The organism is Acinetobacter haemolyticus (genome assembly GCF_003323815.1).
GTDB classification, from domain to species: Bacteria; Pseudomonadota; Gammaproteobacteria; order Pseudomonadales; family Moraxellaceae; genus Acinetobacter; species Acinetobacter haemolyticus.
Window position 1 is genome coordinate 268,910 of sequence record NZ_CP030880.1, and the last position, 23,466, is coordinate 292,375.

The 23,466-nt window shown below is 40.5% G+C and carries 19 protein-coding genes; all 19 read left to right on the forward strand.

From position 1 onward, the window contains the following. The first annotated feature begins 115 nt into the window (after positions 1-115). The 19 genes from DS737_RS01270 (at position 116) to DS737_RS01360 (ending at position 23,428) form a co-directional block, all read left to right on the forward strand. Positions 116-1,174 carry a pilus assembly protein PilM gene (locus DS737_RS01270; RefSeq protein ID WP_004641327.1) on the forward strand — a complete coding sequence of 353 codons (1,059 nt, stop codon included), beginning with the start codon at positions 116-118 and terminating at the stop codon, positions 1,172-1,174. Next, complete coding sequence (locus tag DS737_RS01275) at positions 1,174-1,818, forward strand: PilN domain-containing protein (protein ID WP_004641325.1); 645 nt, start codon at positions 1,174-1,176, stop codon at positions 1,816-1,818. Before DS737_RS01270 ends, DS737_RS01275 begins: the two co-directional genes overlap by 1 nt. Then, positions 1,815-2,525 carry a type IV pilus inner membrane component PilO gene (locus DS737_RS01280; RefSeq protein WP_005088515.1) on the forward strand — a complete coding sequence of 237 codons (711 nt, stop codon included), beginning with the start codon at positions 1,815-1,817 and terminating at the stop codon, positions 2,523-2,525. Before DS737_RS01275 ends, DS737_RS01280 begins: the two co-directional genes overlap by 4 nt. After that, complete coding sequence (locus DS737_RS01285; protein WP_004641321.1) at positions 2,525-3,052, forward strand: pilus assembly protein PilP; 528 nt, start codon at positions 2,525-2,527, stop codon at positions 3,050-3,052. The genes DS737_RS01280 and DS737_RS01285 overlap by 1 nt, the downstream gene beginning before the upstream one ends. A gap of 61 nt (positions 3,053-3,113) precedes the next feature. Continuing rightward, a complete protein-coding gene (pilQ, locus tag DS737_RS01290; RefSeq protein ID WP_171287598.1) occupies positions 3,114-5,246 on the forward strand; it encodes a type IV pilus secretin PilQ family protein in 2,133 nt (710 codons plus the stop codon). Between the two features lie 38 nt (positions 5,247-5,284). Then, positions 5,285-5,827, forward strand: a complete 543-nt coding sequence (gene aroK / locus DS737_RS01295; RefSeq protein WP_005087029.1) for a shikimate kinase AroK — start codon at positions 5,285-5,287, stop codon at positions 5,825-5,827. A 19-nt stretch (positions 5,828-5,846) separates the two neighbouring features. Next, positions 5,847-6,932, forward strand: a complete 1,086-nt coding sequence (gene aroB, locus DS737_RS01300) for a 3-dehydroquinate synthase (RefSeq protein WP_113996587.1) — start codon at positions 5,847-5,849, stop codon at positions 6,930-6,932. A 15-nt stretch (positions 6,933-6,947) separates the two neighbouring features. Further along, the gene (locus DS737_RS01305; RefSeq protein WP_113996588.1) at positions 6,948-7,820 is read left to right on the forward strand and encodes a hypothetical protein; all 873 of its coding nucleotides are present in this window, start codon (positions 6,948-6,950) and stop codon (positions 7,818-7,820) included. Positions 7,821-8,281: 461 nt separating this feature from the next. Then, entirely contained in the window at positions 8,282-12,760 is a 4,479-nt protein-coding gene (gene gltB, locus DS737_RS01310; RefSeq protein ID WP_017396548.1) for a glutamate synthase large subunit, read from the forward strand. Between the two features lie 71 nt (positions 12,761-12,831). After that, positions 12,832-14,253 (forward strand): FAD-dependent oxidoreductase, encoded by a 1,422-nt coding sequence (locus DS737_RS01315; protein WP_005087020.1) that lies wholly within the window; start codon positions 12,832-12,834, stop codon positions 14,251-14,253. Between the two features lie 170 nt (positions 14,254-14,423). Further along, positions 14,424-15,314, forward strand: a complete 891-nt coding sequence (locus tag DS737_RS01320) for a metal-dependent hydrolase (protein WP_113996589.1) — start codon at positions 14,424-14,426, stop codon at positions 15,312-15,314. Between the two features lie 173 nt (positions 15,315-15,487). After that, a complete protein-coding gene (locus tag DS737_RS01325; RefSeq protein ID WP_004641306.1) occupies positions 15,488-16,078 on the forward strand; it encodes a LemA family protein in 591 nt (196 codons plus the stop codon). 24 nt (positions 16,079-16,102) lie between these two features. Further along, positions 16,103-17,164 carry a TPM domain-containing protein gene (locus tag DS737_RS01330; protein ID WP_113996590.1) on the forward strand — a complete coding sequence of 354 codons (1,062 nt, stop codon included), beginning with the start codon at positions 16,103-16,105 and terminating at the stop codon, positions 17,162-17,164. Further along, positions 17,158-17,718: a TPM domain-containing protein gene (locus DS737_RS01335; RefSeq protein WP_005087011.1), complete on the forward strand. Its 561-nt coding sequence runs from the start codon at positions 17,158-17,160 to the stop codon at positions 17,716-17,718. Before DS737_RS01330 ends, DS737_RS01335 begins: the two co-directional genes overlap by 7 nt. A 352-nt stretch (positions 17,719-18,070) precedes the next feature. Then, the gene (locus DS737_RS01340) at positions 18,071-18,574 is read left to right on the forward strand and encodes a pilin (protein ID WP_407641405.1); all 504 of its coding nucleotides are present in this window, start codon (positions 18,071-18,073) and stop codon (positions 18,572-18,574) included. A gap of 59 nt (positions 18,575-18,633) precedes the next feature. Then, positions 18,634-20,274, forward strand: coding sequence for a PglL family O-oligosaccharyltransferase (locus tag DS737_RS01345; protein WP_113996592.1), 1,641 nt, complete (start codon positions 18,634-18,636; stop codon positions 20,272-20,274). Positions 20,275-20,391: 117 nt separating this feature from the next. Beyond that, the gene (locus tag DS737_RS01350) at positions 20,392-20,874 is read left to right on the forward strand and encodes a pilin (protein ID WP_113996593.1); all 483 of its coding nucleotides are present in this window, start codon (positions 20,392-20,394) and stop codon (positions 20,872-20,874) included. Between the two features lie 24 nt (positions 20,875-20,898). Next, positions 20,899-21,633, forward strand: coding sequence for a TfpX/TfpZ family type IV pilin accessory protein (gene tfpZ / locus DS737_RS01355; protein ID WP_171287572.1), 735 nt, complete (start codon positions 20,899-20,901; stop codon positions 21,631-21,633). A gap of 154 nt (positions 21,634-21,787) precedes the next feature. Beyond that, on the forward strand, positions 21,788-23,428 hold the full coding sequence (locus DS737_RS01360; protein WP_113996595.1) for a PglL family O-oligosaccharyltransferase: 1,641 nt from the start codon (positions 21,788-21,790) through the stop codon (positions 23,426-23,428). Positions 23,429-23,466 lie beyond the last annotated feature (38 nt).

Consider the following 23,466-nt stretch of genomic DNA (forward strand, 5'->3'; position numbering starts at 1 on the left):
ATATCCTTTAGACATGCGGATTGTTAGATGAGATATTGTATCCGTATTAATTAAAGACCAAAACAAATTAGTATGTTGTATTTTTTGGGGATAAAAAAATAAATAGGAAAGTACTGTGCTCAGGTTATATCGTAAACCAAATAAGGGGTTAGTAGGGGTCGATATTAGTTCGACAACTGTTAAATTATTGGAGCTCTCTGTAAAGAACGGTAGATATTGGGTTGAAAGTTATGCTGTGATGCCGCTGCCTGAAAATAGTGTGGTGGAAAAAAGCATTCTGAACCCAGAGGCGGTAGGTGATGCACTTGAAAGAGTGGTGAACCTTGCGAATCCTCACACCAGTAATGTTGCGATGGCAATTCCGACATCTATGGTCATTAATAAGATTATAGAAATGGATGCTGACATGACGGATGAAGAACGTGAAGTTCAAATTCGTATGGATGCTGAGCAATACATTCCGTTCCCATTAGATGAAGTGAGTCTTGATTTTGAAGTCCTGCCTGATCGATTAAATAATCCAAATCGGGTGAATGTACTTCTGGTTGCAACACGTACTGAAAATGTAGATACCCGTGTTGAAGTGTTGGAACTGGCTGGCTTAACAGCAAAGAAAGCAGATGTTGAAAGCTATGCAATGGAACGTGCATTCTGTGTCTTTTCTGATACCTTGCCGATGGGTGCCAATACCGTTGGGATATTAGATATTGGCCATACGATGACCACCTTATCTGTTATGCAGAAAGGGAAAATTATCTACACGCGTGAGCAGGTTTTTGGTGGACGTCAACTGACACAAGATATTCAAAGTCGTTATGGTTTATCTTTTGAAGAAGCCGGTCGTGCAAAAAAAGAAAGAACCTTACCTGATGATTACGATATTGAAGTGTTAGAGCCATTCTTGGATGCAGTGGTACAACAAGCAGCACGTTCACTACAGTTCTTCTTTTCATCATCTCAGTTTAATGAAATTGATCACATCTTGCTGGCAGGCGGAAATGCGAATATTCCCGGTCTAGCGAAGTTATTACAACAAAAATTAGGTTACCGAGTAACGATTGCCAATCCATTTTTACAAATGGGGTTTTCTCCACAAATCGATATTAAAAAAATTGAAAATGATGCGTCCTCACTGATGGTTGCATGTGGTTTGGCATTGAGGAGTTTTGATTAATGGCAAAGATTAACTTACTCCCTTGGCGTGATGAGCTAAGAGAACAAAGAAAGAAACAATTTATTGCATTTTGTGTTGGGGTGGCTGCTTTAGGAATCGCATCTGTATTTACAGCATGGATGTATTTTGATCACAAGCTGAATGATCAAGAACAAGCAAACCAGTTTATTGTGAGTACCAATCAAAACTTAGATGTTCAACTGAAGTCATTAGAGGGATTGCAAGAGCGTCGCAATGCGATTATTGAACGCATGAAGTTGATTCAAGGACTGCAAGGACAACGACCAGTCATTGTACGTTTGGTTGATGAGTTGGTGCGTGTAACCCCTCCAACAATGTACATCACTAAGTTTACGCGTACAGGTGATAAATTTACCATCGAAGGAAAAGCAGAGAGTCCAAATACCGTTGCCGAGCTGTTACGAAATTTGGAAGCTTCACCTTGGTATCGTAACGCATTTATGAATTCGTTTTTGGCATCAGAAGAGAAAAAAGATAAAGCCGTTAGCTCTTTAGTTCCTCGTGTCGAAGAAAATTATGGCAGTTTCGTTGTTACTGTAGACTTGGGTGAAATTGGAACCACGGTGACAACTGATCCTGCTTCAGAATCAGCTGCATCAGTAACAGTGGGAGGCGCACAATGAGTCAAGATGAACTAAATGATCTCAATCAAGAAGGCGCAGCTGTAAAGAAAAAGAAAATGACAGTTGAGCAATTTTTTCAGCAATTTAATACCTTAGATATGAACAACTATGGCAGTTGGCCATGGTCGGTAAAAGTGACGTGTTGGATTTTTATTTTACTCGCTGTTGCGGCATTGGGTTATTTCGTTGTGATCCAAAAGCAGCTACAGACGATAGCTAATGCTGAAGCGCGTGAACAAAGTCTATTAAATGAGTTTAGAGAAAAGGAATCTAAATTACGCAACTTGCAGCAATACCAAACTCAATTGCAAGAAATGGAAGCGAATTTTAATCAACAGCTTGAGCAGTTGCCAAAAGAAACTGAAATTCCGAGTTTGGTTGAGGATATGAACTTAACTGGGGTAAATTCGGGTCTGAAATTTAAAAATATTCGTTTAGAAAAAGAAGTTAGACAAGAGTTCTTCATTGAGCAACCAATTAGTCTGGAAGCTACAGGCGATTATCATGCCTTCGGTGCTTTTGCGACAGGTATTGCCGCTTTGCCTCGAATCGTAACTTTGCATGATTTTATCGTCGAAGCGAAAGAAGATACTCAGAAAAAATCTGATATCCCTGTTGTCCATTATACGGTTAAAGCAAAAACTTATCGTTATGTTGGGGCGGATGATCAGGTTGATAGCACTGCTGTTTCAGGGGGGCAACGCTAATGAATAATTATAAATTATTACTTACATTATTCGTTGGTCTTGGGATGGTGGGGTGTGACTCTCGCATTGATGCGGTGAATCAAAAAATGGCTGAAATTCGTAATCAGCCACCGTTACCGATTGAACCAGCGCCTATTTTTACGCCAGTTCCTCTATTTAATTACGCAGCACACCAACTGAAAAGTCCATTTATGCCAAGTTCTTTGGCGGCTGAATTAAAAATTATGGCAGGTAAACGTGTTTATCCTAATTTTAATCGCCAGCCTCAGCCTTTAGAAAGCTATGCCTTAGAGTCTTTGAATATGAAAGGCAGTATGCGTGGCCGTGCTAATGAAACCATTGCACTGATTCAAACACCAGATGGGCAGATTGAACGGGTGCAAGTGGGAAGCTATCTGGGGATGAATCAGGGGCGGATTATTAAAATTAGTCCAACACAAATCGATTTGGTTGAAATCGTTCCTGATGGGCGAGAGGGTTATGTTGAGAGACCAAGAACACTCGTTTTAATTGGACCTGCGCCGTAAGATTAAGGGAATAACAATGAAAAAACAGTTTAAAGATTCTTTATTTGGGGAAGCGAAGACCATGAATCGTGCATTCCGTCAATTTTCAATGGGTGCTGTCGCAATAGCAGTGATGCAGGTAGCATCAGCACAAGTGAACATGACCAACATTGTGCCAATGAGTTTGGCTGATCAGGGGACTGAAATTCGTGTCATGTTTAATGGTCTGCCACCACAGCCGCAGGCATATCAACTTGAACAACCCTCTCGTTTGATTTTGGATTTTGATAAAGCTAAACAAACCTTAAAGCAGAGTTCTATACCTGTTGCAACCAATGAAGCCAGTTCAGTAGAAGTCGCTGCGGATGACCAGCGTTCTCGCGTGATTGTGAATTTGAAAGATGCAGGCGCTTTTACCACACGTGTAGAAGGTAATACTTTTATTCTAAAAATTAATTCTGCGCGTCCTGCTATTGCGAGTCCTGTATCTGCCACTGCCCGTCAAGTACAACAAGGGGTTTCAAATATTGGTTTCCAACGTGGCAATCAAGGTGAAGGTCTAGTTGTGATTGATTTATTGGGTAGTAATACGCCAGTAGATGTACAGCAGCAAGGTAGTAAAATCGTTGTGCGGACGATGGGGAATAAAATTCCGACCCATTTAGCACGTCGTTTAAATACCAATGATTTCGCGACTCCTGTAGCAAGTATTGATGCCTATAATGATAAAGGTAATGGTGTGATTACCATTCAGTCTGCGGGTAGTTATGAATACATGGCTTATCAAGCTGAAAATAAACTGACGATTAGTTTAAAGCGACCTGAAGAAAAATCACCATTAAAAGCAAAATCTCAAACTTATACTGGCAATAAGATTTCTTTAGATTTCCAAGATATTGAAGTGCGTCGTGTGCTGCAGTTACTTGCTGATTTTACCAATATCAATATGGTGGCTGCTGATACGGTACAAGGGAATATTACTTTACGCCTAAAAGATGTACCTTGGGATCAGGCTTTGGATATCGTCTTAAAGACCAAAAATCTAGATAAGCGTCGTAATGGTAATGTGATATGGATCGCGCCAGTTTCAGAGTTGATTAAGGCTGAGGAAGAAGAGGCAAAAGCCATTGCTCAAAGTGTAAAGCTTGCACCAATTCAATCTGAATATATCAAGCTGAGCTATGCAAAAGCAGCAGATATTTTAAAACTGATCGAAGATTCTCGTGATGGTAAAGCTGGCGGAGTGAATCGTACAGCAAACTCTGATTCACTTGCTTTAGAAAGCTTATTGAGTCCGCGAGGTAGTGCTGTCGCAGATGTGCGTACTAATACTTTGATCGTAAATGATACGGCCCAAAATATTGACAAGATCCGTAAGATGGTGGATCTGTTAGATGTTTCAGTTAAACAGGTTATGATCGAAGCCCGTATTGTTCGAGCGAGTACCGACTTTACCCGAGAGATGGGAGTGAAGTGGGGAATCCTATCTCAAGGTGTTACCCGTAATAATGACCTGTTAGTTGGTGGAAGTGACACTACGCTATGGAATTTGAGAGAGCCGAAAAAAGATAGCGAAACTGGTGGGTGGAAATATGAAATCGAACGTCCCGATAATTTAAATGTAGATTTGGGTGCAGTTACTCCAGGTGCAAGTCGTATTGCTTTTGGCTTAATTAGCCTCTCTGATTTTATGTTGGATTTAGAACTTTCTGCAGTACAGGCGGATGGTTTTGGTGAGGTTATTTCAACGCCTAAAGTGATGACTGCTGATAAGCAACCTGCAAAGATCGAGTCAGGAACCAAAATTCCTTATGCATCTTCGACGGGTGGGGGCGCAAATGCGGTACCTAAAACGGAGTTCATTGATGCAACTTTAAGCCTAGATGTGACTCCAAGTATCACGCCCGATGGAAAAGTCATGATGAAACTTAACATTGCAAAAGATGCGCCTGGTGCGCCAACACCAACAGGTCAGCTAACGATTAGCAAAAACTCAATTGATACCAATGTTTTGGTTGATAATGGTGAAACTGTAGTGCTTGGTGGTATTTTTGAGCAGGAAAATATCAGCTCACAAATTAAAGTGCCATTTTTAGGTGATCTTCCGTATGTGGGACGACTTTTCCGTCGTGATCTGAAAACAGACAATAAACGTGAACTGCTTATTTTTGTGACACCGAGAATTGTTAATGACACTTTGACCAGAAATCATTAATATATTTTCAATAATTGCAATTAATATAGGTGGCGCCTTTGCCAAGCAAAGCGTTTGAATCCCTACCAAATATCTATTTGGTAGGGCCGATGGGGGCAGGAAAAACAACTGTTGGTCGACACTTAGCTGAACTGTTAGGACGAGATTTCATGGATAGCGATCATGAAATTGAACGTAAAACAGGGGCGACGATTCCATGGATTTTTGAAAAAGAAGGCGAAGTGGGATTTCGTTTGCGTGAAACAAATGTGTTGAATGATTTAACTGCCCGCTCTTCACTTGTTTTGGCTACAGGTGGTGGGGCAGTGACCCAACGACCCAATCGAGAACTTTTAAAACAACGTGGCATTGTTGTTTATCTGTATACTCCTGTAGAGCTACAACTACAGCGAACCTATCGCGATAAAAATCGCCCATTATTACAAGTCGAAAACCCAGAACAGAAGTTACGTGACTTATTGGAGACACGTGATCCTTTGTATCGTGAGGTCGCACATCATATTATTGAAACTAATCAAGGTGCTGCACGTGATCTTGCTCAGCGAATTCTGCAAGTAATTTTATCTAAACAAGTTAAGTAATCTGTCGTTGGTTTAAGTTATGCAAACATTATATGTCGAGTTAGGTGAGCGTCGTTATCCGATTTTTATTGGGAGTCATTTAGATCCTAAAACTTTGCTTGAGTCATATTTACATGGGCGACAAGTCATGTTGGTTTCTAATACCACTGTCGCTCCTTTATATTTGCAAAGCTACAAAGATGCGCTCATTCAACTGAATAAGCAGGTTGCGCAGTGCATCTTGCCTGATGGTGAGCAATTCAAAGATATTCAACATCTCAACTTGATTTTTGATGCTTTATTAGAGTCTGGTTTTAATCGTGACTGCACGGTACTGGCTTTGGGTGGTGGTGTAATTGGCGATATGGCTGGATTTGCATCGGCATGTTTTCAGCGTGGCGTGAATTTTGTACAAGTACCGACCACGCTTTTATCTCAGGTAGATTCGAGCGTTGGGGGGAAAACGGGGATTAATCATCCTTTAGGGAAAAACATGTTAGGTGCTTTTCAGCAACCGCAGGTGGTGCTTGCGGATATGGCCCAGCTAGATACCCTGCCTGATCGCGAGCTATCAGCGGGTTTGGCTGAAGTCATTAAATATGCACTATTAGGTGATCAAGACTTCTTGTTATGGTTAGAGCAACATATGGATGCATTGGTTGCTCGTGATGCAAATTTACTAGCAGAAGCGGTTTATCGCTCATGTGCCCATAAAGCACGTATTGTTGCTAATGATGAAAAAGAACAAGGTGAGCGAGCATTATTGAATTTAGGTCATACTTTTGGTCATGCGATAGAGTCTTATTTGGGTTATGGCGTATGGTTGCATGGAGAGGCTGTTGCAACGGGTATGGTCATGGCTGCAGATTTATCACAGCGTTTAGGGTGGATCTCGGTTGAAGATGTAGAACGTACAAAAAAAATCATTCAACGTGCTAATTTACCGATATCATGTCCAAAAATTCCATTAGATGAGTTTCTTGCTTATATGGCACATGATAAAAAAGTTTTAAATGGTCAATTGCGCTTAGTTTTGCTCCAAAAGTTAGGGCGAGCTGTGATCACTAAAGACTTTGATATTGAGCTAATGAAACAATCTATTCTTACAAATCAATCTGCATCATAAATCACGAAGGAAAGCATGGCTGTGTCACGATCAATTTGGCAAAATATTCAACAATATAGCTGGCTAGTTTTAGCGCTCGCTTGTTTAATTGCTGCATTGGTTTTTTGGGCGGTGACGGATCGTGATGCTTTGGTTGAAGTGGAGCAACCTTCGAAAACGGAAACCTCTGTGCAAATTCAACCTGAAAAGGTCGCTGCCACGACGCATTTGGGTGCCTTATCAGATAGTGTAAGACCTTTGGATTTAAAAGCGCGTGTGGTGGTTGCTAACGAGCATCTTTCTGAATTTCGTGGGACGAAATTTGTCAAAGACAATCAGCGTCGTTGGACGATGGAAATTTTTCGTAGTTCAAACGAAGCAATTATTAAAAACTTTTTATTAAATCGCTCAGATCGTAAAAAATTTACTTATTTTCGTTTAAGTGGCCAAGATCAAGTTGAACAATATGTTTTGGTATATGGTCTGTTTGCCAATCCAGATGAAGCGAATCGTCAATTTGCACAATTAGAGTTGAGTCTACCAGAATCAATCCAACCGAAAGCACAGCGGCTCGAAACTTACGTCGATTTAGTGAATGATTTGGGTGCAGATGAGATGAAGCTGGCCACCAATCAGCTCTATGCGATTCAATTAAAACCCGCTGCTTTACCAAAGGTTGATGAAACGCTATTAATTGGGGCTACTCGAAGTGCGACTTCAGCCAATAAAGCAACTTCTTCAGCAGATGCATCGACAACCGTGAGAACAACGGTGACTCGCCGTGATGCACAAGGCAATGTCGTGAATGTCCAGCAAAATCAGTCTGCTGTCCACACACCGACAAATGCAGAGAAAATAAAAGAAAATTCAGATTCTTCTAAGCGCGAAATCAGTGACCCCTTTAATTAATGAGCACTAAAATGGTGCTTTATTAGTGCAATATTGTGGCGCTATGCTTTTTTGTGGTGCATTTTTGGTCAGTAAATCTTGGTCTCAGATCACTATAAATTAAAGTTATTTTAATTTTTTTAATGATTTAGTAAATTAATATCTTGTTGGCATGTTTTTTGCTTTTTTGTGGTGCTAATTTGTCTGCTCAATGTTCTTTTTGGTGCTAAATGACTCATTAATTTGGTGAAATGTAAAGTTTTCTGCTTTACAAAGCCTTGCTAAGGTGTAATAACTGAAAACACATTACATGGTAAATACGCTGATTCTTGGATGAGAAAGACGTATATTGCAAATTCGCCATGAAAAATGTTTTCGCGAAGCATTGAACTTTGTATGAGTTAATCGGCAATATCGCAGAAAATGAATTGATTGTTTGTTGCTCGAAAGAGCCATGTTGAAAAGAAGGGTACGCTATGCACATGCCATCGCCTAATACTGTAGCTCCCGCTCAAGGTTTATATCAACCTGATGAGTTTAAGGATAACTGTGGTTTTGGTCTGATCGCCCACATGAAAGGGGAATCAAGCCATCATTTAGTTGAAACCGCGATTCACAGTTTAAGTTGCATGACGCACCGTGGTGGTATTGCCGCAGATGGTAAGACAGGAGATGGGTGCGGATTGTTATTGGCTATGCCTAAACAATTTTTCCGTGATGAAGCACTAAAATTAGGGGTCAACCTGACAGAAATTTTTGCTGCGGGTACTGTATTTCTAAATATTGATCCAGCACTTGCTCAAAATGCAAAGAATATTCTGAATAAGGAAATTGCAGCGGAAGGTTTAACAGTTGCAACGTGGCGTGTTGTGCCAACAAATAATGACGCATTAGGCGAGATTGCATTGCAATCATTGCCTGTGTTCGAACAAATTCTTGTAAATTGCCCAATGGGCTTAACTGAGGTTGAATTCAACCGTAAGTTGTTTTTAGCGCGCCGTCGTGCTGAACAACAGTTGCACAATGATCCTTTATTCTATGTGACGACTTTAGCAACAACGGTAATCAGCTATAAAGGTCTGATGATGCCTGCGGCAATTGCTGACTTTTATACTGACTTGGCGGACGAGCGTTTAAAATCACATATCGTGGTATTCCATCAGCGTTTCTCAACCAACACATTACCGCGTTGGCCGTTGGCTCAGCCATTCCGTTATCTTGCGCATAATGGTGAGATTAATACCATTACTGCAAACCGTAATTGGGCTTTGGCGCGTACTCCAAAATTTGAAAACCCATTATTGCCAGGTTTAACTGAGTTAAATCCAATTGTAAACCGTACTGGTTCGGACTCTTCTAGCTTAGATAATATGCTTGAAATCCTTGTAGGCGGTGGTATGGATCTATTCCGTGCATTACGTATGCTTGTTCCACCAGCATGGCAAAACGTTGAAACATTAGATGCGGACTTACGTGCCTTCTATGAGTTCAACTCTAAGCATATGGAAGCGTGGGATGGTCCTGCTGGGTTAGTTATTCAAGATGGTCGTCATGCGATCTGTATGTTGGACCGTAATGGTTTGCGTCCTGCGCGTTGGGTGATCACAAAGAATGATTACATCACGTTGGCCTCTGAGATTGGCGTATGGGACTATCATCCAGAAGATGTGGTGTCTAAAGGTCGCGTTGGCCCAGGTCAAATCTTGGTGGTTGATACCCTAACCAGTAAAGTGCTAGACACTAAAGATGTCAGTAATCATCTTAAAAATATGCGTCCGTATCGTGAATGGTTGCGTGATCATGCCATTCGCCTGAAAGCGAATCCTGAGTTAGAAGAGCAATTGATTGATCAAGGTTTAGTAGGCGATCAATTAAAAGCAGCTCAAAAAATGTTTATGGTGACATTTGAAGAGCGTGATCAATTGTTACGTCCGATTGCTGAAAGTGGTCAAGAGGCGGTAGGTTCGATGGGTGATGATACGCCAATGGCAGTATTGTCTCGTCAAGTACGCCATGTGTCTGATTATTTCCGTCAACAATTTGCGCAAGTCACCAATCCACCAATTGATCCATTACGTGAATCAATTGTAATGTCATTGGAAACTTGTTTAGGTCGTGAGCAAAACGTATTCGAACAAGGTCCAGAACATGCGGATCGCATCATTATTTCAAGCCCTGTATTGTCTAATTCGAAAATGCAGCAGCTTCGTGATGTTGAAAAAGAGCGCGAAGGCTATGGCGTAGTTGATATTGATTTGAATTACGCTGAGACTGAGGGTTTGCAAGCTGCAATTACACGTATTTGTGAAGAAGCCGCGCAAGCAATTCGTGATGGTAAGACCTTGATCGTTTTAACGGATAAAAATATTCGTGAAGGTTTCTTACCCGCAAATTCAGCATTGGCAACAGGTGCAGTTCACCATTATTTGATTAAAACCGGTTTGCGTACTGATGCAAACATTTTAGTTGAAACGGGTTTTGCTCGTGACCCACATCAATTTGCTGTATTGCTTGGCTTTGGTGCAACAGCGGTGTATCCGTACTTAGCTTATGACGTAATCAATGATTTGGTTGCTAAAGGTGAGTTATTGGGTGATCCAATTCACGCACAAGCGAATTTCCGTAAAGGGATTGAGAAAGGCTTATTAAAAGTACTCTCTAAAATGGGCATCTCGACGGTTGCCTCTTATCGTGGTGGTCAGTTATTTGAAGCAGTTGGTTTATCTTCAGAGGTTGTGGACCAATGTTTCCTTGGTGTGCCAAGTCGTATTCAAGGTGCAACCTTTGCTGACTTAGAGAAAGACCAGAAGAAGTTGGCGACCACTGCTTGGCAGAACCGTAAGCCGATTGATCAAGGTGGTTTGCTCAAATTTGTTTTTGGTAAAGAGTACCATGCGTTCAACCCAGACGTGATTAACTCACTTCACAAGGCTGTTCGCTCAGGTCAATACCAAGACTTTAAAGAATATGCAGAGTTGGTAAATAATCGCCCTGTTGCAACGATTCGTGATTTATTTAAGTTAAAAACCACCAATTCAATTGCATTGGATCAAGTTGAAACCATTGAAGAGATCTTGCCTCGCTTTGACTCTGCGGGTATGTCTTTAGGCGCATTGTCTCCAGAAGCACATGAAGCAATTGCGATCGCAATGAATACTATCGGTGGTCGTTCGAACTCTGGTGAGGGCGGTGAAGATCCTGCACGTTATGGCACGATTCGTAACTCAAAAATTAAACAGATCGCATCAGGTCGTTTTGGTGTAACACCAGCGTACTTAACTTCTGCTGAAGTTCTACAGATCAAAGTGGCGCAAGGTGCGAAACCAGGTGAGGGTGGTCAGCTACCGGGTGGTAAAGTAAATGGCTTGATTGCGCGTTTACGTTACTCGGTGCCAGGCGTGACCTTGATTTCTCCACCTCCACACCACGATATTTATTCGATTGAAGATTTGTCGCAATTGATCTTTGACTTGAAGCAAGTCAATCCTCAAGCGATGGTTTCAGTGAAATTAGTATCTGAGCCGGGTGTAGGGACAATTGCCGCTGGTGTTGCAAAAGCTTATGCAGACTTCATCACCATTTCAGGTTATGACGGTGGTACAGCAGCCTCACCGCTTTCGTCGATTCACCATGCGGGTTCACCATGGGAGTTGGGTTTAAGTGAAGCGCATCAGGCTCTTCGTGTAAACGACTTGCGTGGTAAGGTTCGTGTTCAAACTGATGGTGGTTTAAAAACAGGTTTGGATGTGATTAAAGCCGCTATTTTAGGTGCTGAAAGTTTCGGTTTTGGTTCTACCCCAATGATCGCATTAGGTTGTAAATACTTACGTATTTGTCATTTAAATAACTGTGCAACTGGTGTGGCAACCCAACAAGACCATTTACGCCAAGAGCATTATATTGGCGAGCCACAAATGTTGATTAACTTCTTCAAGTTTATTGCAGAAGAAACACGTGAATGGTTGGCTGCATTAGGTGTTTCATCACTGAAAGACTTGATTGGTCGTGTTGATTTGCTTGAAGTATTACCGGGTGAAACTGAAAAGCATGCACACTTAGACCTAAGTGCATTATTAACTTCTCATCCTGCAGCAGAAGGCAAGGCACAATATTGCCAAGTTCAAGGCAATGAACCATTCGACAAAGGTGTCTTGGCTGAACGTATGGTTGAAGAAATGCTACCAGCGATTGAAGCGGGAACAGGCGGCTCATTTAACTTTACTGTAGGTAACTGTGATCGTTCAATCGGTGCGCGTATCTCGGGTGAGATTGCACGTCGTTATGGCAACTTGGGTATGGAAAACAGCCCTGTTGTGATGAATTTGGTTGGTACTGCCGGTCAATCACTTGGTGTGTGGAATGCAGGTGGCTTGCATATCAAACTTGAAGGTGATGCTAACGACTATGTTGGTAAAGGCATGGCGGGTGGTCGTGTATCGATCTTCCCACCCAAAGGTTCACCATTCCAAACACAAAATACTGCGATCATTGGTAACACCTGTTTATATGGTGCAACAGGCGGTAAGTTGTTTGCAGCGGGTACCGCAGGTGAGCGTTTTGCCGTTCGTAACTCAGGGGCATTTGCGGTAATTGAAGGTGCAGGAGACCACTGTTGTGAATATATGACGGGTGGTGTGGTGACTGTATTAGGTAAGGTTGGTCACAACTTCGGTGCAGGTATGACGGGTGGTTTTGCTTATGTGCTTGACCTCGACAATGACTTTGTTGATTACTACAACCATGAGTTGATTGACCTCAACCGTATCTCGACAGAAGCGATGGAAGATCATAAAGAATATCTATTACGTATTCTTGATGAGCATATCCAAGAAACAGGCAGTGCTTGGGCTTACAAAATCCGTAATGAGTTCGACTTCTATAGTCGTAAGTTCTGGCTTGTAAAACCAAAAGCTGCTAATTTGCAAACGCTTTTGAAAACAACTCAAGCTGATCCACAATAATTCCACGACTGCAAAGACATAGGCAGGTGCAGAGGTGAAGAAAATCGCTGCGCCTACCCACGGAGAGAGACATGGCAGAACGCCTCAATAATGACTTTCAATTTCTGGACGTACCACGCCAAGATCCAGAGAAAAAAGATATTACTGTCCGCAAAGCAGAATTTGTGGAAATTTATAAACCTTTTACTGCTGAAGTGGCTGCGAATCAGACGCATCGTTGTTTAGGTTGTGGTAACCCGTATTGCGAATGGAAATGTCCTGTACATAACTATATTCCTAACTGGTTAAAGTTGATTGCAGAAGGTCAAATTTTCCAAGCAGCCGAGCTGTGCCACCAAACCAATACCTTGCCAGAAGTATGTGGTCGTGTTTGTCCGCAAGATCGTTTGTGTGAAGGTGCTTGTACCTTAAATGATGGTTTTGGTGCAGTGACGATTGGCAATGCTGAAAAATATATCAATGACACTGCCTTTGCTTTAGGCTGGCGTCCAGATATGTCTGGCGTAAAATGGACCAATAAAAAAGTTGCCATTATCGGCGCAGGTCCTGCGGGTTTAGGTTGTGCTGACATTCTTGCGCGCGGTGGTGTCAAGCCAGTGGTGTTTGATAAACGCCCTGAGATCGGTGGTCTACTTACATTCGGTATTCCTGAATTTAAAATGGAAAAAGATGTGATGAAGCGTCGTCGTGAAATCTTCACGGGGATGGGCATCGAATTTCGTTTGAATACTGAAATCGGTGTGGACGTTACAATTGAACAATTACTTGCTGAATACGATGCAGTGTTCATGGGTATGGGGACTTATACCTACATGAAAGGTGGCTTCCCAGGTGAAGATCTTGATGGTGTTTATGACGCATTGGATTTCTTGATTGCAAACGTAAATCGTTGCCAAGGTTGGGAAAAAGATCCAAGCGAATATATCAGTGTGGATGGTAAAAAGGTGATTGTGCTTGGTGGTGGTGATACCGCAATGGACTGTAACCGTACTTCGTTGCGTCAAGGCGCACAAGAAGTCACCTGTGCTTACCGTCGTGACGAAAGTAACATGCCGGGTTCTGCGCGCGAAGTGAAGAATGCCTATGAAGAGGGTGTGAAATTCCTGTTCAATCGTCAGCCAATTGAAATTGTAGGCGAGAATGGCAAAGTCACAGGTGTAAAAGTCGTGACGACACAGATGGGTGAGCCTGATAGCCGTGGTCGTCGTAGCCCTGAACCAATTCCTGGTTCTGAAGAAGTCTTACCAGCTGATGCGGTCTTATTGGCTTTTGGTTTCCGTCCAAGTCCAGCGGACTGGTTTGCGAATGCAAAAGTCAGCCTTGATGGTTCAGGTCGTGTGGTTGCTGCTGAGCAACAAGAATTTAAGTTCCAAACCTCTAATCCAAAGATTTTTGCGGGTGGAGATATGGTGCGTGGTTCAGATCTTGTCGTAACCGCAATCTGGGAAGGTCGTCAAGCTGCTGAAGGTATTTTAGATTATCTTGGTGTCTAAACACTTAACGCTGAAACCTATTCTAAACAAAGCCTGCGAAATGCAGGCTTTGTTATTTCATCTGGTCCGTTTGGTAGTTTTGGCAAATTTTATAAGCTTTTTTGCCCTGTGCATCGAGTTTTCCCAGCGTAATACTCAAACTCAGTATAAAAATTGCGCAGGCACTCGATATGGCACTTGCAAATGTAAATCAAGAAAAAAGTTATTTAAACCGTCCTAAAGCCTTGGGAATTACGGTGCGACGTTTGCAATTTAATCCACAAAAAATTAAGCGGCATTATTTCGCGAATTCTCCACTGATGTCTCATCTGTTAACGGCACTTTCTTCTACTTTTCCGATTGGGGAACAATACTTTGTCAATAGTGTTCGCAATGTGAGAGATAAAGTCAAAGATCCTCAATTACAAGCACAGATTGCTGCTTTTATTGGTCAAGAAGCGATGCACTCCAAGGCACACACTGAATTCAATGATGCATGGCGACGCGATGACTATAATTTAGATCGTTTCCAAGCGTGGCTGGCAAAACGAGATGATGCACTTCGTAATATTCATCCGAAATTACAATTGGCTTTAACCTGTGCTTTTGAACATTTTACTGCGATGTTAGGGGGATATATCCTCAGACATCCAGAGATTCTGAGTACCTTGGACGATGACGCAATGAAACTTTGGGTATGGCACGCGATTGAAGAAATCGAGCATCGGTCTGTGGCCTTTGATGTCTACCAAGAAGTATATGGGGATGATCGTATTCGTCGTTTGTTGATGCGCAGTGTCACCACAGGTTTTGCGAGTTTGGTTTTTTATGGAACGACGCGTTTAATATGGCAAGATAAATGGAAAAGTTTGCCCAAAGTCGGCGGTAATTTATTTGGTACATATTTACTTGTAAAAATGTTAATTCAGCTCATTCCTGAATATTTATCTTATTATCAAGCAGATTTTCACCCTGCCAAGCATGACTATACGAAGTTAGTCAATTATTGGAAAGCACGTATGGCTGATGAATATGGCATGGTTTCATTTCAAGAAGAAACAGCATCCAAAATTTATAGTTAATTTAAGTCGACGCAAATTGTGTTTAGTGGGGCATTACTTCAAACATGGAAGTGATGCCTTTTTTATTTAAATATTGAATAACCAAATTTAATAAACTTTACACAGCGCGTAAAAAATCACATTACAATAAATTATTGTTAAAAATATAAAGAAAAACTTGAGGATAAATAGGTATGAAACTGATGAAACAAACTGCACTTGCAACAATTTTGGCAAGTACATTGCTATTCACGGGTTGTGGCTATAACACATTGCAAGTTAAAGATGAGGCGGTGACGGCTGCATGGTCTGAAGTGCAAAACCAGTACCAACGACGGGCTGATCTTGTACCTAACTTGGTGAATGTTGTGAAAGGCTATGCCAAACATGAAGAGCAAGTATTGACTGAAGTCACACAGGCACGTTCTAACGTTGCAGGCTTAAAAGTGGATAAAGAAGTCCTAGAAGATCCTGTGTTATTTGAGCGTTACCAGCAAGCACAAAGTCAATTGACTGGCGCACTATCCCGCCTGATTGCAGTTTCAGAGAATTATCCTGATCTTAAAGCCAATGAAAATTTCCGAGATTTACAAGCGCAACTTGAAGGTACGGAAAACCGTATTGCAGTCGCTCGTAATCGATATATTACCAGTGTTCAAGATTACAATGCTTATTCACGCCAATTCCCACAAGTCATGACTGCGAAAGTGATTGGCATGAAAACCAAAGAAAACTTCAAGGCGGAACAATCTGCTCAACAAGCTCCTACGGTTTCATTTAATTAACTTTGAATATTTGGGAGTAATTTTATGCTGAAAACATTGAAGCAAACATACAAACAGCGATTGGTCGTCGTTTGTATGCTTCTTTTGAGCGCAATTTGTTTTCAGCATAAGGTATGGGCAGAGCAAGCAACCGCCACTGATCAAAGTGATGTGTTGATTGCAGGCAAAATTATTCAAGAGCAACAAAGAGCCCAACCTTCGACCTCGACCGCCAACAATCAAAATACTCAAACATCAATCGAAGTTGCCAATGATATGGCAGATGGAGAGTCGATTCGAGGGCTGCCAACACTCAATCAACCTGTGATAGATCAGGCGAAGATTCTGAGCCCTGCTGAAATACAGCAATTAGATCAAAAGATTCTGAATCTATACCAACAAGGTAAGGCTCAGATTGGTGTGATTATTGTGCCCACCACAGGGCAAGAGGCGATTTTTGATTTTGCATTGAGAGCAGGGGAGAAATGGCAGCTTGGTTCAGCGAAACGAGACAACGGCTTGCTCATCGCCATTGCGATTAATGATCGGAACATTCAAATCCTCACGGGTTATGGTTTAGAAGGCGTGTTACCTGATGTAGTACTGAGTCGAATTATTCGCAATCAAATCACCCCTGCATTTAAACAAGGGCAGTACGCACAAGGTATCTCTGCTGGATTGGATGAAATTACCCGTATTGTGAATCTTGATCCTGAAATTGCACAACAGTCTGCACAAGAACTAAAAGAACGCCATGAACGAGCATTACAGCAACAACAAGCCAAAGAGAACACCATGTCGATGGCACTGTTTATTCTGGTTGCTGGCGTGATTGGATCATTTGTGGTTGGAAAGCGTCTAAGTGCGTCGACTGCTGGTGTAGCTGCTGCTGTTGCAGGGTTGGTCAATGGCGCTGGTGTTGTGATGAGTTTAATTTTGGGTATCGGTGTATTCTTTTTATTGATTACCTCCTTAGCACAACTCATCTTTCAGGCTTTTCTCTCTGGTGGCGGACGTGGCGGCGGCAGAGGTGGCGGTTTTGGTGGTGGAGGCTACCGTGGCGGTGGTGGTAGTTTTGGTGGAGGAGGTGCTTCAGGCTCATGGTAACGAAAACAGACACAACACAGATTATTACTCAACCGAAGTTGGATGAGCGTGTCACACCCAGTTTAAAACGTTGGTTTAAACACTTTTTGTATATCTCTGCGACACATCGTTATTTTAATCAACAGGACCGTGTTGAGATTGCCAAAGGTGTACAACAAGCCGAGCAGGGACACGTTGGCGAAATCCAAGTCGTAATTGAAGGGCATATTCCGTGTTCTCAGGCCTATTATCAAGATACGCGTTTACGGGCTCAGCAACTTTTTGCTGAACTTGGGGTGTGGGATACAGAACTGAATAGTGGGGTGTTGTTGTATCTAAATTTATGCGAGCGAAAAGTTGAAATTGTGATTGATCGTGGCTTAAAAAATGCAACGGATGTGGAAACTTGGCAACAGATTTGTGCTTTGATCATTGAAAAGTTAAAAAACAAACAATATCAGCAGGGCGTGTTGGTGGGCGTTGAAAAAATTGGTCAAGTGCTGGCACAATATTATGATCAACCAATTCCTGAGCAAACCAATGAATTACCAAATGAGCCAATTATTTTAAATTGATCTTATGAATATCCATTCGAGAGACGAACAATTAAATTTTAACGATGAATGGTCGTGACGGTTACAATTTTTTTTCTGTGATCTATTCCGCTTAATTTTAAAACAATTAGAAAATCATCAAAATCAGTTGCATTTTATTGTCGTGATAAAGAGATAAATATGACGTTAATTGTCATTTTTTTTCATAGAATGTCTGAATTGCATTAATTGTGATCAGTGCTAATAATGTTTTAAGTCACTGTTTTTTTGAGTTAAAATTGGCTAAGCTAGGAGCTGGCATAAAACATGCTGAATACAAGTAGCTGAATAAAGCTTATAAAAAATTTATACATTGGAGAATGTTATGAACACAATGCAAAAGGGTTTTACTCTTATTGAATTAATGATCGTTGTAGCGATCATCGGTATTTTGGCTGCGGTAGCACTTCCTGCATATCAAGATTATACGGCTCGTGCAAAAGTATCTGAAGTTGTGTTGGCGGCTTCTACCTGCCGTACAGCAATTTCTGAGGCGTCACAAACGGGTTTCTCTGCAACTCCGAATGCTGTTAACAGCTTTGGTTGTGGTGAAGGTGGTAGTGCTAACTCACCTCTTTCTCAATATGTTGAATCAGTAGGTACAAGCACAGCAGGTGTGATTACGGTAACTGCTCGTAATATCAGTCAATTAGGTAGCCGAAAAACTGTGCGTTTCACTCCTTACTCGACAGCAAACGTAGGTGCGCAAGCTGGTTCAGCTGTTTCTGTAGCGGCTGACTTTAACCGTGCAAGTCTTAAGCCTGTAAGAGGTTGGTTATGTGATGCCGATTCTACAACAGGCATTGAACCTAAATATCTACCAGCATCTTGCCGTTAATAATTAGTTAATAAAAAAAGAGGGATATCCCTCTTTTTTTATTATTAGAGTTTATAATAATGAAAACTATTTATATATTTGTAGCTTTTTTTTGTTTATTGGCATGGTTACTCCCTAATCATTATCAGCCATGGCTATCTTTTTATCAAGATTTAAGTATGTTTGTCGCAGTGTTGTTGCTTGCATCAAGTTTTCTGAAACAAAAGAGTATACAGATTCCTTATATTTTAACTTTTTTTATCTTTTTAAGCCTTATTCCTCTAATTCAGTACTATTTAGGTATTGTTTATTTTTTTGGAGAAGCAATTACTTTTTTTTTCTATCTTTTAGCTCTAGCTACGGTGTTTATTGTCGGTTTTAATATTGCTCAATTGGAAAGATCAAAAAAAGAAAACATTATAGTCGGATTTTTAATAACGATATTAATTGCAAGTATTATCTCAGTCTGGATTCAATTACGTCAATGGTTATTATTTGAGGGAAGTATTTGGGTGGTTGATATGTCACCCAAAGGTCGCCCTTTTGCAAATATTGCTCAACCCAATCAGTTATCCACATTGTTGATTATGGGGCTAATGTCAATTCTTTACCTTTTTGAAAAAGAAATTTTAAATAAAGTATCAGCAAGTTTTACCACACTTTTTCTTCTATTTGGTGTGGCTCTCACTCAATCCAGAACTGCTTGGGTATTTGCCATATGTCTTTTGATTTGGTTGTTTATAAAAAGAAAAGTACCTACTCGTTTAAAATATAGTTATTTAATTTTATGGTGTTGTACTTTTTTTTCAATGTGTTTATGTTCATCTTATCTATCAGAAATTTTAGGTGTAACTTCGGTTCGTGATTTAGCTCAAAGAGCAACCACTGGATTAGATCGAATTGGGATGTGGCAACAAATCCTTATTATTTTAAAAGATGCTCCTTTATTAGGATATGGTTGGGGGCAACTGAATGTTGCGCAACTATCAAATACAAGCGATAGCATTGCTACTCCATTATTTGGATATAGCCATAATCTAATATTGGATATTTTGGTTTGGAATGGAGTTTTATTGGGTGGGGCTATATCTCTTTTTATCTTAATTTTTTTAGTCAAAATAGCTATAAATGTAAAAGATCGAAGGTCCATCATAATTTTGGCAATGGTGGGCGCAATACTGGTGCATAGTATGTTCGAATATCCTTTTGCTTATGCTTATTTTTTATTGCCCATGGGCTTTCTTATAGGTTTTCTATATGCACAGCAAGATTGTAATATTAAATTTTTCTATTTAAATAAATTTATATTAAGACTTTTCGTTTTATTCTTTTTGTTTCTTATGCTTATATTCTTCTATGATTATAAGAAAGTTGAAGCTAATCATGAATTAATGCGTTATGAAAATGTAAAACTTCGTAATGTGGATGTTAACTCAATTGAAAATAAAGCAATTTTTCTAAATCAATTAAATGAGTATGTGTGGTTTGCTCGTCAGACTCCTCGATCAGGTTTAACAGAGCAAGAGTTAAAAAGAATTCGTTATATTGTGTATCGATATCCGGAAAGACCTGTGCTGTATCGTTATTTACAATTTTTATATTTAAATGATCAGGATGTAGAAATGAAGCAGATGTTGAGATTATTTAATGCTTTTTATAAATCGAAAATTACAGAATATGAAGTGGGGTGCAGATTGATGGAGCAAGGATTAAGTAAATGACAATTAATGTCAAAGAATGACAAGTGGTATTTTTGGTGTGTTTATTATTATTTGATTTTATTGGTTTTTTTATTGGCACTATTTTTGCGTTAGCTTTTTTATAAAGTGGGGGTGAAAATGAAAGCCAATGGATTTACTTTAATTGAACTTATGATTGTAGTTGCAATCATAGGTGTTTTAAGCGCGATAGCTTTACCTGCATATAATGATTATGTTATTCGTAGTAAAGTTTCAGAAGTTGTCATGGCAACTTCTGTATGTCGCGCAGCTGTAACCGAAGCATCGCAATCTGGTTTTATTTCTGCTCCAACGACAGGCAGTGAATTTAGTTGTGGTACGGCATCAGGTGTATCCAGCAAAGTTGCAATTATTACAACTAATCAAGATGGACTGATTTCTGTCCAAGCACAAAATCTTCCTGAACTAGGTGTAAAGGTTAATCTGGAGCTAGTACCATATAGCGATGGTACTATGAATAATCCCTCTGTTGCGGTTGATTTTGCAACAGCAACCTCTAAAGAAGTTCGTGCTTGGAAATGTCAAGCCAAACAGGATGGAACAGGGATTGATTCAAGGTATTTACCTATTAACTGTAGATGATTAGATTTATGTAGATGTATGAATATGTTAAAAAGAACAAAATTTTTTATAGGCCATTTATCAATTTCATTACTGATTGCTTTAATCGTTGTGGGGCTTGTTTTCTTTATTTGGTATCCTAAACCACTTGCCGAAGCGGTTGGGGTAACAGATATTTTTCTGATGTTGTTGGCGATTGACGTTATCATAGGCCCAATGTTGGGGTGGGTGGTCTATAAAGAAGGTAAAAAAACCTTAAAAATGGATCTAAGCATTATCATTTTGCTTCAACTCGCAGCTTTACTCTACGGCATCTACAGCATCGGGCAAGGTCGCCCTGCATGGTTAGCTTATAACGTAGATCGGTTTGAAGCGATAAGAAATAATGAAATCATTGAGGATCATATTGCACAAGCATTGCCACAATATCAACAACCTTCATGGTGGAAACCGCAGTTTGTTGGCGTTGCTTTTGCAAAAGACAATAACATTCGTAGCGATGAAATGTTCCAAGAGTTATTTGCGGGTATTTCAATTGCACAAAAACCTGAACGTTACGTGCCATTGATTGAGGTGAAACACCAAATCCAACAACGTGCCCAAGATATGAAACTCCTCAAGCAATTCAACGATCCACAATCTGTACAGAAGATTTTAGCCAAATATCCTCAAGCCGATGCATTTGTTCCACTTAAAGCAACAGCAGTCGATATGACGGTATTGATTAATAAAGAAAAAGGCGAAGTCGTAAAGATTGTAGATTTGCGACCTTGGAAGTAGAAGTATCTATTTTTCAAATAGTTCTAGCAAATGGTATTACTGGTTTAATTAACTGTAATCAGTTTGCACATAAAATTGTAGTTTTTGACACCAAATTGAGATCAACAAAAGGCTTCGTTATATACTACAGCGAAGCCTTATTTTTCTACATCCTATGCAAGCTTTCTGTTTTATTCTCGCCAGCATTTTGCTTGGCTTTGCATGGCTCTCGCCATTCCATACCTATCCATGGGTGACATTTTCCAGTGATCTCGCTGGATTTGCAGCTGCAATTGCACTTTTTACTTTAGCATTCAACCAAAATATAAAAATCCCTAAAGCACAACTGTGGATGCTGCCGATGCTGCCGATTCCACTCATTCAGTGGGGGTTCGGTTTAATTGGTGATTTAAGTATCGCATTATTAAGTGCGTTCTATTTATTTACGTTTTGGTTGATGGTCGTGTTGGGCTTTAATTTATCGCTACAGCACCCAAACCGCCGTGAACAATTGATGCAAGGATTTAGCTATCTCGTTCTAGCAGCAGCAGTGCTAACGAGTTTGATGGCAATTCTGCAATGGTTAAAGTTGGAATCGCATTTTAGCTTTGTCAATCAATTAAGAGGAAGTCGTCCCTTTGCCAATTTTGGACAACCCAATAATATGGCAACTTTCTTGATTGTCGGGTTGTTTGGCGCGCTTTATCTATATGAAAAACAAAAAGCAGCATTATGGTTGTTGATTCCATCCAGTTTACTTATCTTATTTGCGATCAGTTTGGGGCAGTCGAGAACTTCTTGGATTGTATTGATCTTTACATTTATTTATTGGATTTATAAGCAATACCGTCATAGCCCAAGATTAAACTTCCCGAAACTTGTTTTATGGTGCGCTGTATTTGTATTGCTTTCGAGTTATCTATTGCCGTGGTTGACACAGTGGATCAGTGCGGAGCAGTTAAGTTCAAGCGTGACACAAACGGCTTCTATTGTTGATCGAGCTGGCCGTGGCCATGAACGTTTAGGCATGTGGATGCAAATTATTCATGCGATAGCTGAACAACCCTGGTGGGGCTATGGTTGGAACCAGACCAGTATTGCGGTTGTGGAAAGTCTTGAATTCAATACGGTACAAGTTTGGTTTAACAGCTCACATAATATTCTTTTGGATGTGTTGGTTTGGAATGGCATTCCACTCGGGTTGTTAATTATCGGATATGTGGGATTATGGCTGTTGTGGTTGAATCTACAGAGCAAAGAAACCGTTTCGATTGTGGCGATGCTCATGGTTTCAGCGATCCTGATTCATGCCATGTTAGAGTTTCCTCAGCGCTATGCCTATTTCTTATTGCCTATGGGTTTCTTACTTGGGTTAGTTCAGTCACAAACGCCGAATTTAAAAGGAATTGAAGTTCATAAAAATATTGTACGTTGTGTATGGGTGATTGCCATTGTGGTCATGCTACTCATTTGGCGAGATTATAAGCTTTATCAAGAGAATAGCCGTTTAGTGTTTGCAAATAAGCAACCAACCGTTAGTATTTTAGGGAGTTCCGAAATTATCTTACTGACGCAATTTAAATGGCGTTTAAATTGGATTGGATTGTCACCGAATACCAAAATGTCTGATGCTGAGTTACAGCAGTTGGCTAAAATCGTGAAAAATCGTGCTACACCGTATAATCTTAAGAAATATGCGCAATTATTAGCTTATAACGGTAAGGAAACTGAAGCGAAACAATATATTGCGGTGTGGAATCGTTTATACCGAAAGCAATTTACTTTTGAGCAGGTGGTGGGTCAGCCTAAAAGTTAAAGTTAATAAAAAAGCCCTTTCAAGTTATAACCTGAAAG

Excerpts from the sequence above, each read along its gene's own strand:
- DS737_RS01275 (WP_004641325.1), top strand. The coding sequence starts at position 1,174 with ATGGCAAAGATTAACTTACTCCCTTGGCGTGATGAGCTAAGAGAACAA.
- DS737_RS01280 (WP_005088515.1), top strand. The coding sequence starts at position 1,815 with ATGAGTCAAGATGAACTAAATGATCTCAATCAAGAAGGCGCAGCTGTA.
- DS737_RS01285 (WP_004641321.1), top strand. The coding sequence starts at position 2,525 with ATGAATAATTATAAATTATTACTTACATTATTCGTTGGTCTTGGGATG.
- pilQ (WP_171287598.1), top strand. The coding sequence starts at position 3,114 with ATGAATCGTGCATTCCGTCAATTTTCAATGGGTGCTGTCGCAATAGCA.
- aroB (WP_113996587.1), top strand. The coding sequence starts at position 5,847 with ATGCAAACATTATATGTCGAGTTAGGTGAGCGTCGTTATCCGATTTTT.
- DS737_RS01305 (WP_113996588.1), top strand. The coding sequence starts at position 6,948 with ATGGCTGTGTCACGATCAATTTGGCAAAATATTCAACAATATAGCTGG.
- gltB (WP_017396548.1), top strand. The coding sequence starts at position 8,282 with ATGCCATCGCCTAATACTGTAGCTCCCGCTCAAGGTTTATATCAACCT.
- DS737_RS01315 (WP_005087020.1), top strand. The coding sequence starts at position 12,832 with ATGGCAGAACGCCTCAATAATGACTTTCAATTTCTGGACGTACCACGC.
- DS737_RS01320 (WP_113996589.1), top strand. The coding sequence starts at position 14,424 with ATGGCACTTGCAAATGTAAATCAAGAAAAAAGTTATTTAAACCGTCCT.
- DS737_RS01325 (WP_004641306.1), top strand. The coding sequence starts at position 15,488 with ATGAAACTGATGAAACAAACTGCACTTGCAACAATTTTGGCAAGTACA.
- DS737_RS01330 (WP_113996590.1), top strand. The coding sequence starts at position 16,103 with ATGCTGAAAACATTGAAGCAAACATACAAACAGCGATTGGTCGTCGTT.
- DS737_RS01335 (WP_005087011.1), top strand. The coding sequence starts at position 17,158 with ATGGTAACGAAAACAGACACAACACAGATTATTACTCAACCGAAGTTG.
- DS737_RS01340 (WP_407641405.1), top strand. The coding sequence starts at position 18,071 with ATGCAAAAGGGTTTTACTCTTATTGAATTAATGATCGTTGTAGCGATC.
- DS737_RS01345 (WP_113996592.1), top strand. The coding sequence starts at position 18,634 with ATGAAAACTATTTATATATTTGTAGCTTTTTTTTGTTTATTGGCATGG.
- DS737_RS01350 (WP_113996593.1), top strand. The coding sequence starts at position 20,392 with ATGAAAGCCAATGGATTTACTTTAATTGAACTTATGATTGTAGTTGCA.
- tfpZ (WP_171287572.1), top strand. The coding sequence starts at position 20,899 with ATGTTAAAAAGAACAAAATTTTTTATAGGCCATTTATCAATTTCATTA.
- DS737_RS01360 (WP_113996595.1), top strand. The coding sequence starts at position 21,788 with ATGCAAGCTTTCTGTTTTATTCTCGCCAGCATTTTGCTTGGCTTTGCA.